The sequence below is a fragment of the Scytonema sp. UIC 10036 genome, assembly GCF_009725235.1.
Genome location: NZ_WJFC01000076.1, coordinates 1 through 12,467 on the forward strand (window position 1 = coordinate 1; position 12,467 = coordinate 12,467).

The following is a 12,467-nucleotide window of genomic DNA, read 5'->3' on the forward strand; positions in this document are numbered from 1 at the left end:
CCTACCCCCTACCCCCTACCCCCTATTCCCTACTCTGCTTTGCCCAAATGCTAAATTCTTCTGGCACAAATTTTCTATATAGGGGGTATCGTTTTAGCTGCTTCTGTGCGAGGTAAACATAGTCACAAATTGCGTCTTTCAGTTGAGTCGTTTTATCTATTTGCCATGCTTCCAAACAAGCTCCTGTGAGCTTTGCTTGTCGAAAATCCGCTTTTATTGCTCTCGCTTTCGTCAGGTTTGCTCCTTCCAAGTCCGCACATTCAAATGTTGCTTCACTGATATCTGCTTCTGTAAAATCAGCATTTCGGAGATCTGCACCCAAAAGGTTAGCACCTTTGAGGTTACAACCCGCAAAAGAGTCTTTTGAAACCCTTTTTGTCACAACCACATTTCTCACTTGTGAATGGGACAAAATTGTATTATCAACTTTCGCTGTCTCAAGGTGTTGCGCTAAATGAAAGTGAGTGCGCTTTAGTATAGCATTTGTAAAATCAGTATTTTTTAAGGTAGCATGAGCAAAATCAGCATGAGTTAAGTCAGCCCCCTTAAAACTGGTTCCCAATCTAGCCATAATAGCGATCGCAATCTTCCGCATCCAGCTAAATGTTTTATCTTCTGCCAATATTTGCCTTACTATATATCTAACTATCATCGCAGCACCAGCAATTCCAAAAGCCGTTGCCATAACGGTTCCGGATAAAGCTTCAGCTTTAGGTAAGGATAAGATGGCATCGTTACGAAGAAACCGAACCACTGGAATACCGAGTGTAACTCCAAGTAAAGAACCTTGGATAGCGGTACCTATAGTTGCACATGCAGTTACCAATACAGCTAGAACTCCGTATAACATCTCAGACATTGTTACAGCTATAACAGAAACAGCGATCGCAATTGTACAAAATCCCACAGCTATACCAGCTGCAACTATTCCAGCACTAACCCCAACAAAGTTGCCTGTAGTTACCCCAAATATAACCCCAAATATAACTCCAGTTGCTGCGATCGTTCCCAAAGCCGCCTTTAAGTTATGAGGAATATTAAAAAGTATATAGACAGCAAACAATTCTGAAACGAGTGTTGCTGACAAGATTTTTCTTGGGGTTACTGTCAAGGGAAAAAGTACACAGCCAAAAAAAACAATAGCAAATATAGCCGTCAAGCCCAAGAGTGCTGACAGAACGACTGCTATAAATACCAAACGCATTGCCTGACGCGGCTGTATACCAGCTGTTGCCTGACAGAAATTAGCACCTGTAAGAGTAGCATTGGTAAAATCTGCACCACGAATGTCCGAACGAAAAAAGTTAGCATCCGTAAGGTCAGCTCCTCTAAAGGAACAACCTCGCAGGTCTTTGTCTGAAAAGCCGTGAGCCATGATGAATGGCAACTAAATGATAAACTTAGATTATCGCTTTTTTTTGGTGTTTATAGTACCCAGAAGGGGAATTTTGGATGTACTGATGTGGATTTCATTCCTCATCTCGTTCCCAGGCTCAGCCTGGGAATGCCTTTCAAGAGGCTCCGCCTCCTGATTTAGCTCAAACGCGAGGCAGAGCCTCTGCATTCCCAGGTAGAACCTGGGAACGAGAAAGGTAGAACCTGGGAACGAGAAAGGTAGAACCTGGGAACGAGAAAGGTAGAACCTGGGAACGAGAAAACGAGAAACGGATAAAGCGCCCCCCTTACAGGAGAGCGCTTTCTACCTCGCTTATTTTCAATACCTTCCGGTCGCGTCAGGCAATAATTAACCGTTGATAGCAGGAGCGCTGATTGCAACAGGAGCGACTTCGTTTGCAGCTAAGTCGAGGGGGAAGTTGTGAGCGTTGCGCTCGTGCATCACTTCCATACCGAGGTTAGCGCGGTTGAGGATGTCTGCCCAGGTGCCAATCGCACGACCTTGTGAGTCAAGTACGGATTGGTTGAAGTTGAAGCCGTTGAGGTTGAACGCCATGGTGCTGATACCCAGTGCCGTGAACCAGATGCCTACTACTGGCCATGCTGCCAAGAAGAAGTGCAAGGAACGGCTGTTGTTGAAGCTGGCGTATTGGAAGATAAGCCTTCCGAAGTAGCCGTGTGCGGCGACGATGTTGTAGGTCTCTTCTTCTTGTCCGAACTTGTAACCGTAGTTCTGAGATTCGGTTTCGGTTGTTTCACGAACTAAGGAGGAGGTTACCAATGAACCGTGCATTGCACTGAACAAGCTACCACCGAATACACCTGCTACACCTAATTGGTGGAAGGGGTGCATGAGGATGTTGTGCTCTGCTTGGAACACCAACATGAAGTTGAAGGTTCCAGAGATACCCAAGGGCATACCGTCAGAGAAGGAACCTTGACCAATGGGGTAGATTAAGAACACTGCTGTTGCAGCAGCAACAGGTGCGCTGAATGCTACACAGATCCAAGGACGCATTCCCAAGCGGTAGGACAATTCCCACTCACGACCTAAGTAGCAGAAGACGCCAATCAGGAAGTGGAAAACTACCAACTGGTATGGGCCACCGTTGTACAACCACTCATCTAAGGAAGCGGCTTCCCAAATGGGGTAGAAGTGAAGACCAATTGCGTTGGAAGAAGGAACAACCGCACCAGAGATGATGTTGTTACCGTAGAGTAAGGAACCTGCAACAGGCTCGCGGATACCATCGATGTCTACTGGTGGTGCTGCGATGAATGCGATGATGAAGCAGATTGCAGCCGAGAGCAGTGTAGGAATCATCAATACGCCGAACCAGCCAACGTAAAGGCGGTTTTCGGTGGAGGTGATCCAGTTACAGAACTGCTCCCATACGTTTGCGCTTTCGCGACGTTGTAAGGTTGCTGTCATGGTTCTATGATTGCAGTTACTTCTTATGAATGAATCAGGCTTTTTGTTTGCCTGCATTTTTAATTTACATCTGTTTACTTAACTTTACAATACAATTAAGTTTAGTAAAAGTGATGTGAAATATTAGCTTTAGTTATGATTCATGAGTTGGGCTTCGAGCGGAAGCCAACCGCCTACGGGAAGACAGCCGTGTCGCGTTCAACCTTTAATAGTTAAAAAAAAATAAGGACAGGCAAAATGCTTATCCCACAAAAAATTGCTACATTTGTGAGGTAAGATGTTTCGCCTATCCTTTCCGCAAAAGATGAAGTTACCAAATCTCAAACCTTGGATAATTCGGGAGTTGAAGCTTTTTGACTTTGTATGGGAGTTAGCTGTAACTTTCTTTGAGGTAAGAGTTGGGCATAGCGGTTTGTCAAATAGCGGTTAAGCTTCTTATCTAAAAAACTGAGAACTTTTTTCAATGGTGGGTTCTCAAACCCAAAGCTCAAGCGACGGACTAAGGGTTTGTTAATCGTTGCTCTGCGCCTCCATCCCAACTTTTTACACTTGGTTTTAAAATACCCGTCTTCCGCTAAGTTCCATTTTTCCCGAATGTGTTTTAAGCTTTCTAGAGTCCATGCATCACTCCAACGCAGCATATAAAAATGTATGTCTGTCCATTCTAGTGGAGGACCGGGGACATACGTGACAATACAATCAGGCTCAAAATAAACTTTCCCTCCTGCTTGAGCTACGGTTAAACAGAAATCAAGATGCTCTTTGGTGCAGAGCATTTCTTCGTCTAAATAACCGATCTGCTCAAATATCTCCGTGCGAACCAGTACGCAGTGAAACTCTGCTAACTCTGTTTGAGTTCGCTTCAGTTGGGGAAGTACATCTCTTACCATCTGCTTTTGCTTGTACATCTTTTCACGCAGATGTTGTTTGCCTTTAATATCGGTGACAATGCGGCACTCTCCACCTGCAAAGTGAACAATTTCATGTACTGGTTCTTTTTCGCACATTAAAGGACCGACGACTGTAGCCCCTGTCTCTTCAGCACAATTCACTAAGGCTTGCAGCCAACCGGGTGACACTATAATGTCGTTATCGGCAAATACTACGTATTTGGTGTTGACTTGGCTCAAACCAATGTTTCGAGCATGATTGGGTGATAGGTAATAATCTGTCCGAATAATTTGGAATTGCTTTTCTCGTGCTTGGGTTTCAAGGTAAGACCGAACTTTAGCTGGTGAATTCCCATCAACGTAAATTAACTTGAAGGGTATGTCTGTGTGTTGGTAAATACTTTCTAGCGATTGTTGAGTGCAGCTAAAACGTTCGCGGGGGACAACGACGATGGTTACTAGGGGTTTTTCTGTTGTTGATAATTTCATAGTTATGATTTTGGATTTTGATTAATCGATTTTGGATTTTGGATTTTGGATTTTGGATTTTGGATTAATCGATTTTGGATTTTGATTTTGCATTAATCGATTTTGGATTTGGATTTTGATTTGATTTTGGATTTTGGATTTTGATTTTGGATTAATCGATTTTGATTGGAAAAGCTTTACTTCAGTTACGATTAATCAACTATCTTTACATTTTTCGCAATTAGTATTAAGGAAGGTTTTCCTACCACAGTGAAAAAAATGTGACAGACCGTAGCATAAAATGTAGTCTCAGCAAAGCTTTCCCAATCCAAAATCTAAAATCTAAAATCCAAAATGGTATTAGATGTGGTTTAGAGCAAAGGGTTGTTCTAAGAAGGATTCTGGGGTTGATTGTGGATTGAGTAGTTGTTGATAGATCTCTACTAGTTCATTGTTGAGTTTGTTCATGTCATATTTTTCTTGGACACGCATCCGACCAGCACGACCCATCTGTTCCCATATTTCTGGATGTGAAATAAGATAGTTTAATTTCTCGGCTATGGCGTCAGCATCTCGTTCTGGAACGAGAAATCCGGAAATTCCATCTTGTACTAATTCGGGAATTCCACCGTGAAAGGTACTAATTACGGGTAGTCCCATTGCCATTGCTTCTTTTAGGGTGTTAACTGGTGCATCTTGGTTTCCATCTGATGCAGTGATGCTCGGAGCTATAAATATATGGCTGTTGTTGAGAATCTCAATAATTTCTTGCTGCTGTTTCCACCCTACGAGGTTGACAATGTGGCTGATATTGAGTTCTGCAATTATATTCTGAAAATGTTCTTTTAAAGGGCCATCACCTATAATATTATATTCTATGTTTTGGCGATCGCTAGCTAGTTTGGCAATGGCACGGATAGAATATTCTATTCCTTTTTTTTCTACTAGGCGACCTGTTGTTGCTATTCTTACTCTTTTATCGCTTGGTAAATAGCGTGGGGTGAAGGCAAATTTACTACAATCGATTCCGGAACCGTGAACAACTATTTTCTTGGGATTGCAACCTAGCGCAAGCGCACGATTGCGAAAAAATTCACAGTTGGCGAGGAAAAAATCTCCTTCTTGGAAAAGTTGTTCGTAAACGCGATCGCCTTGTTCTTGAACATAGCTGCTGATATCTATTCCGCGAAATGTAGTTATCAGTTTGCCCTGAAGTAAATCTGTTTGTCGAAACACCAAACCCATAGGTCCTAAGGTTCCAAACTGACAGTGAATAATATCGTATGACTTATCCTTTAATAACGGTATCGCTCTATAAAACCACTTTAATGACATCACTTGCTGACCGTATTTAAATATGTTCAGCAATTGCAAGCAGGACAAAGAGCCTTTATCTAGATTTGCTAACAGTAATCCCAGAGCTTTGAGAAGACGCCTCAAATAATTTTCTGGTCTAGTAGGGGGGTAGTAAGTGCGTTCTAGCAGGCGATATTCTTCTATAATAGGATGCACTTTAGAAAGGTTTTCTGGAGGACCGTTGAGGGCATGGATGTGAACTTCATGTCCGCGATCTATAAGACCGGTAATTTGGTTTAAAATGAAGGCTTCTGATAAAACAGGAAACCGCCAAACTAAAAATGCTATTTTCATACGATGAATCCTTGTAAGTTTGTAGTAGCGCTTTAGCGCATGTATTCTAACTACGGGTCAAATTTCGTTACATATTCCCTTTGCTCGCGAAAATTACCAATTACTGTCCTATGTTCGTGGGCTTTAGCCCTACCTACGCCTAGTTTTATGTTGGTGGGCTAGTTTGTAGCGGCGATGCATGCGAAGACAGCGCAACTACAAACTAAAAGAGTCAGGAGGGAGTAGGAATAACATTTTTGTTGTCCAGCAATTTAAAAAGTAAATCTTTGTCAGCGATTGAGACATTCATTGCTTGAAGTATGGGAATGCCTTGAGATTCAGGATAATGGAGAAAACTAATTGTCTCTGGATGTAATTGCAATCGCCGAAGTTGTTCGGGATTTAGACTCAGTGCTTGATTAATAAAGTATTTGATGATGCGATCGCAACCTACAACAAGTCCTGTCGATAGCTGCTCGTCATTTGCACCAACGGATACAAGGGCTTGATATTTGTCAGTCTCGGCATTCACACTAAAATCTATACCTACTCCTTTAAGCAACTGAACCAGATGCTGAATCCGTTCTACAGAAGTTGATTGTGATGGCAAGAGCATTAGGCGCAAACCTTGGTCGCTTTTTTGGAGTTTGGGTAAGTCTTCTTCTATATGGGAGGTAAGGTTCACTCCAACTAATTGACTGGACTCTAAAGAACCATCTGGAAAATCCAATATACTAATACCACAATTAGACTGCTGAATGCAATGATAGCGATCCGGACTCACACCAATCGCAGTATGAATCAAGGCACGGTTAGTACCTCCGTGAGCAACAAGCAATACAGTCTGACCGACGTGGCGGGATAAGACTTCCTGCCAAAATTGTCGCACTCGTTCGTAAAGGTCCAAAGCGGGGTAAAAGTACGAAGGAGAATGAGGAAGTTCCATAAAAAATTCATGGGGGCGCTGTTTCCAAGTGCGGTACTCATGTCCAAATCTTTCATGCACGTATTGGAATGCCAAACCCTCCCAAATTCGCAGATCGGTTTCTTTCAAGAGGTCACTGACACAGATTGTCTTTAGGTCAGCAGTGGGAGACATAGCCTTCAGTATTTCCCTAGCTGTTTGCTGCGCCCGTCTTAATGGGCTAGAATATACGGCATCAAACGTTAACCCCTTCAAATAAGCCCCAGTCTTGCTAGCAGCACTGCGCCCTTTCTCGGTCAGAATTGATTCATCACTGCAACCTTGGTAAAGACCAAGGGCATTATAAGTACTTTGTCCGTGACGAACGAGAACTACGCGGGTTCCTTGGTTTTGCTCAGGCTTCCAGTGCATAGGTATCTCCTTTACGACAACTGCCATTGTTGCTAATATTTTCCAATCTATACAAACTTGCGTAACGAGCGCCCAACGCTATGAGTTCGCTATGAGTACCGGACTCTAAAAGGCTTCCATTCTCAATATAAAGAATCAAATCTGCGTTTTTTACTGCCCTAAGATTGTGAGAGATTATGAATGTTGTCCGTCCTTGAGTCAATCTCTCTAATGCATTACTGACTGCACTGTCACTCGCATTGTCCAACCCCGTTGTTGGCTCATCAAGGATGACTATTGGTGCTTGACGAATTGCAGCACGAGCGATCGCAACCCTTTGCCTTTGACCTCCAGATAGGGTTGCCCCTCTTTCTGCTAATATTGTGTCATAACCTTGGGGCAAATTCATGATAAAGTCATGAGCATTTGCTTGACGAGCAGCTTTTTCTACTTCTTGGTTAGTTGCCTCTGATTTTCCGTAAGCAATATTTTCCCGCACGCTGACAGCGAACAAAACACTTTCTTGCATAACAGTACTCACTTGCTGTCGGAGAGAGTCCAAAGTGTACTCGCGTATATCCTGTCCGTCAATTAAAATCCGACCTTCTACAGGATCGTAAAGGCGAAGAATCAGACTCAATAGAGTTGACTTACCGCTTCCTGATGGACCAACAACCGCCACTTGTTGACCTGGTTGCACAACAAAGCTAACATTTTTGAGGATAGTTCTCTCTGGTGTGTAAGCAAAAGAGACATTCTCAAACCGTACTGCTCCAAAAAAAGGATGAGCTTTTTTTGCACTGGGCAAATCTCTCACGCTTGGTTCATATTCTAACAGTTCGACAACTCGCTCGCCAGAAGCAGTTGCTTTAGCAATTTGCCCCATTTGGTTGGAGAGTTTCCGCATTGGATCGAAAGCATTTTTTAGGTAAGTCATAAAGACTAACAAATCACCAGGACTGAGCGATTTTTGTAAAACTGCTTGCGAACCCCTCCATAAAACTATAGCAGTTATAATTGCCATTAACACCTGGGCTGTCCGTTCGAGTGCTGCTGACAATCTTAGAGATTCCGTGACTTCACCTAAACTTTTCTTGTTTTGCTTTGAAAAGATGCTTTTAAGCAAGTTTTGAAGAGAAAGTACCTGCACAACCTTGATAGCACCAATCATTTCACCCGTTGTTGACGCCAAAACACCTTCAGAACTTCGATACTTGCTGGCAAATTTGCGGATGCGCTTAACAATCCGGCTGGTCAATATAAAAAACAGGGGAAAAATAGCCAGTGCTACAAGTGCTAGTTCTCCATTTAGCCATAACATAACTGTCAAGATCGCCGTAAGCGTGACAATATTTGTCACCAAGGGTAAGATGGTTTTGACAATTACAAACCGCAATTTTTCAATATCAGTTGTTAATCGAGTGATTAAGTCACCGCTTTTAAACTGTTGGTGAAAAGACAGGGAAAGATATTGTAAATGACTAAAAAGATCGGCGCGAACTTCTGATAAAATCTCAACAACAGCTAAAGACATACCATAAGTACTCAAGTAACCTGCTATGCTTGCCAATCCGGAGATAACAACGATGGACAAGGCTAACAATGAAAGCAATACCAATGGTTGAAGGCTGGCATTGATGGCAATCCCTATAGAGTTGTTATGGGTAGGTACAAGAACGTGGTCGAAAACGTACTTTAAAGGCCAAGGTTCCAACAAGCGGAATCCAGTTTCAATAAGTAATGCAAAGAAAGAAGCTGCAACAAGTTTTTTTCGCTTGTGGATGTACGGCCATAATTTAGACAATATCCGCCGAATTCCTGGTAAAACGACTTTCAATTCTTTTTCATTAGAGTGATGATCCATTGAATATTCTCCATAATTCTTTATAATAAATATTCGGTAGATCGTCCCTCTAATATTTGTTGTAACTAAGCAGCAAAAGTCGCATTTACATCGCAATCGAGATATTGTTTAAGAAAAGTAGTACTTTTCCAAGCACCTTCTAAATCGAAAATATGAGAGGTATTCTCCACTGGTTCTTTCTCAAGACAAGCAATAATTCTGTGAGCGAGATAAATGGGTTCTAAATTGTTAGGATGAATGACTTCTACAATTCCCATCTGTTCTAGCTTTCTAGTTCTAACTAACTGTTCCAGATCTTGGTCGTAATGTCCTATAGGAACTACAATAGCTCGAACACCAGTTCTAAGAATGTTCATGGTTGTGTTGTATCCAGTCAAGCTGATAGAAAGGTCAGATCTCTCCATATAGCTCAGTAATTGAGGCGTATATCTTTGGAGATTAACATTGCCTCTATTTAATGCTGCTGCTTCTAGCTTGACAAATTGTTCATCCGGCATAAAAGGTCCGGTAAATATCTGAATATGATGGGGAATTTTATTTTCTAAAATCTTGCTAGCCTCTATAACTGACTCTAGCAATTCATATCCCAATCTTCCTCCACCAACACTTACTAGGATAAGCGGCTCTTTTTTCTGATTCTTTGTTAAAGAGTTATCAAATGATGTGACATTTCCCAAGGTAGTCTGTGCAACAAATCCAGTGTATTCAATTTGACATTTGAGTTCTTGATACCTAGGAAAACTAGCTTCAAAGGTGAGGAAATTTGGATCGGAGTGAAACAAAATCAAATCAAAATACTGATTTATCAGTTGACAGATAATGTCTGCTTCTTCAGAAAGAGTTTCTCTACCGATAACATCTCTGAGACTACAGACGATCTTTGTATTGGGTAAATTTGTATCTACATACTCTAACAGAGGAAGCAATTCAAAGAATAACTTGTGCCTGCCAAAGGGGAAAAACTCTGTTATTAAACAATCAGGTTGAATGCGATCGCATATATCTATCAATTGATTTTTTCTAATTTCCTTAACCTCTTCAACACTTTGGCAACCATCTGCTATTTGGAATTTGCCGTCCTCCAACCAAAGTGCCGGAAGATTTATCACTTCCACACCAGCAGGAACTTTAAACCCTTCCACACGAGGACCACCATTGATAAAATAAACTTTAAATTCCTTGACTAAGCTTCGCACAATTTCCATACTACGGACAAGATGTCCCATACCTGTAAGATACTGACAGTAAAACACAATTTTTTTCATAAAATCCCTCATTCTTCAGTAAACAGTAAACAGTGACCAGTAACAACCAACAACCAACAACCAACAACCAACAACCAACAACCAACAACTAACAACCAACAACTAACAATTTCTGTAAACTTGCTTCCTTCTGTCTTTGAAACAAAAGTATAGAAATATAGTAACTAATACGACGTAAAGCATTCATGTCCAAGTCAAAAGTAGGAGCTATCTGCTTCTGATTTAGCTGGTTTAAAACGGCTTCCATCAAAACTTGTGGGTTGAGATTGTCCGGATGAATATTTTTCACTAATCCCAAGCGATCCATTCGTTCTGCACGTATTAACTGTTCCCGAGATGGCTTAATACGGGGTACAATGACAGCAGATTTTTTTAAAGATAGAATTTCACAAATAGTATTGTAGCCACTCATTGACACGATCGCATCCGCCGCACCAACGTAACTTATCAAATCATCTGTAAATTCCTTAATTTGAACTTGTGGGTAATTTTGTGCTACCTGATATAACTCTTTTTTTTCGTCTTCTGGCATTTCCGGACCGCATATTACTAAACTTTTCACGTTGTACTCTGCTGGCATCAAATCTAATCCAGACAGATAAGTCTTAACCAAGTGATAGCCATCTTCTCCACCACCGGGAGTTACTAAAACCAGTTTTTCTTGGGGTAGCATTTGTAAGCTTTGTCTTATCCAAGTCCGGTTTGCCAGTCCGGGTGAGCGGCGAATGTAACCACAATAACGTACTTTCTGAGCTACCCCTGCTGGAAATTGATATTCTTTAACAGCGTCAAAAACTGTTGGTGTCCCTACCACCAAAACAAAATCGTAAAATTCCTCAATTGCGTCATAGTAGCCGTTCTTTTGCCAATCTGCGATCGTCGTTTCCGGGCTATCCAAAATATCTCGCAACAACAGGACAAGTTTTGTTTGCGAGCGTGTAGTTTGTAGATAGTCTAAAGTTGCAGTCAACTCATTTTTCAGCCCATAAGGTTTTTTATCTATTAAAAATAAATCTGGTTGATAATTTGCAACAGCTGATAGTATTAAATCTGACCGTAATTTTACCGTTTCATTGACATCACAACCCAAATACTTAACTGTCACATTGCCTGTTTGCCCCCGATTCAAGCAGGGAAGTTTAATGTAATCAAGCCCTTTTGGTAGCCGAAATCCATGAAGCATGGGCGAACCGGATATCAGCAGAATTGAGAGATTTTCTGTCTCGCTCAGCAGAGATTCGCAAATTGCTAGCATTCTGCGAATATTACCCAAACCGTAAGCATCATGGGAATAAACTAGTAGTTTCATGGTTTGATGTCCTTAAGATGTCTTGTTGTACTTGTTAGTCGTTGGTTGTTCAAAAGAACTTTCAACCACTAACTAATAACTAGTGACTCCCTGAAAACATTCGACAGTAGTGGTTTTAACATCTTGGGTGTGTACATTACAAAGAAGAGCAGCTGGGTAAGAGATACCGATGCGATCGCTTTGTGCGAAACAAGCTCCCTTAACGAAACGAACACACCTAGCACCAATGACGCAAATATACATAGGCGTCAGTCCTCAAATCCTTGATAAGGGGGATACGCGTAAGTTGTAGATGCTTCCGATACGCCTTAAAAAGTGTGGTTATGCGCGACCCTAATTTGTTATCCACAATATAAGTGTGACAATGTAGCGTAAATTGTGCATGAAAGTTCTATGAGAACATTCTCACGAAAAGGGTTGAGCACATTCAGAAATCGAAGGCATTAAATCTTTTGCGTACTACAAATATTATTATGTGCTTGCAATTTGGGTTCAGTCTTTATCTATTCCAACAGCATTCTCTCATTTTTTGTGACTTTCTTAACTTAATTGAGTGCGTACTCTTGCCAGCAAGTCTTGAAATCTAAAGGGTTTAGTGATGTAGTCATTTGCGCCTGCTTTCAAAGCCGCAGTTTTATTTCCCTCGTCAACGATTGCTGTTACAATAATAATTGGGAACTGTTTACCTTCATTTCTAAGCTCTCGCAATACTGTCCAGCCATCTTTCACAGGTAGATTCAAGTCTAAAAGCATTAAGTCAAAATTACTACTTTGCGCTAAATATACCGCCTGCTCTCCATCTTCTGCAATAACAGTGTTAAAACCATTTTTTTTCAGCCCTTTTTCGACAAAAGCAGCGAGGCGGGCTTCATCTTCTACAATTAAAATTTGATTCATATT

Annotated in this window: 9 protein-coding genes; all 9 read right to left on the minus strand. The window is 41.4% G+C overall.

Going from position 1 to position 12,467, the window contains the following annotated elements:
• Window positions 1–22: 22 nt before the first annotated feature.
• Complete coding sequence (locus F7734_RS30135) at window positions 23–1,375, minus strand: pentapeptide repeat-containing protein (protein WP_155748256.1); 1,353 nt, start codon at window positions 1,373–1,375, stop codon at window positions 23–25.
• A gap of 369 nt (window positions 1,376–1,744) precedes the next feature.
• Window positions 1,745–2,827 carry a photosystem II q(b) protein gene (psbA, locus tag F7734_RS30140; protein WP_155748257.1) on the minus strand — a complete coding sequence of 361 codons (1,083 nt, stop codon included), beginning with the start codon at window positions 2,825–2,827 and terminating at the stop codon, window positions 1,745–1,747.
• A gap of 320 nt (window positions 2,828–3,147) precedes the next feature.
• Window positions 3,148–4,206, minus strand: a complete 1,059-nt coding sequence (locus tag F7734_RS30145; RefSeq protein ID WP_155748258.1) for a glycosyltransferase — start codon at window positions 4,204–4,206, stop codon at window positions 3,148–3,150.
• Window positions 4,207–4,545: 339 nt separating this feature from the next.
• Window positions 4,546–5,835, minus strand: a complete 1,290-nt coding sequence (locus F7734_RS30150; protein WP_155748259.1) for a glycosyltransferase — start codon at window positions 5,833–5,835, stop codon at window positions 4,546–4,548.
• A gap of 211 nt (window positions 5,836–6,046) precedes the next feature.
• Window positions 6,047–7,150, minus strand: a complete 1,104-nt coding sequence (locus F7734_RS30155; RefSeq protein WP_155748260.1) for a histidine phosphatase family protein — start codon at window positions 7,148–7,150, stop codon at window positions 6,047–6,049.
• Window positions 7,134–8,993: an ABC transporter ATP-binding protein gene (locus F7734_RS30160; RefSeq protein WP_155748261.1), complete on the minus strand. Its 1,860-nt coding sequence runs from the start codon at window positions 8,991–8,993 to the stop codon at window positions 7,134–7,136. Before F7734_RS30160 ends, F7734_RS30155 begins: the two co-directional genes overlap by 17 nt.
• A gap of 65 nt (window positions 8,994–9,058) precedes the next feature.
• The gene (locus F7734_RS30165; protein ID WP_155748262.1) at window positions 9,059–10,258 is read right to left on the minus strand and encodes a glycosyltransferase; all 1,200 of its coding nucleotides are present in this window, start codon (window positions 10,256–10,258) and stop codon (window positions 9,059–9,061) included.
• A gap of 88 nt (window positions 10,259–10,346) precedes the next feature.
• The gene (locus F7734_RS30170) at window positions 10,347–11,567 is read right to left on the minus strand and encodes a glycosyltransferase (RefSeq protein ID WP_155748263.1); all 1,221 of its coding nucleotides are present in this window, start codon (window positions 11,565–11,567) and stop codon (window positions 10,347–10,349) included.
• A 540-nt stretch (window positions 11,568–12,107) separates the two neighbouring features.
• A complete protein-coding gene (locus F7734_RS30175; protein WP_155748264.1) occupies window positions 12,108–12,464 on the minus strand; it encodes a response regulator transcription factor in 357 nt (118 codons plus the stop codon).
• Between the last annotated feature and the right edge of the window lie 3 nt (window positions 12,465–12,467).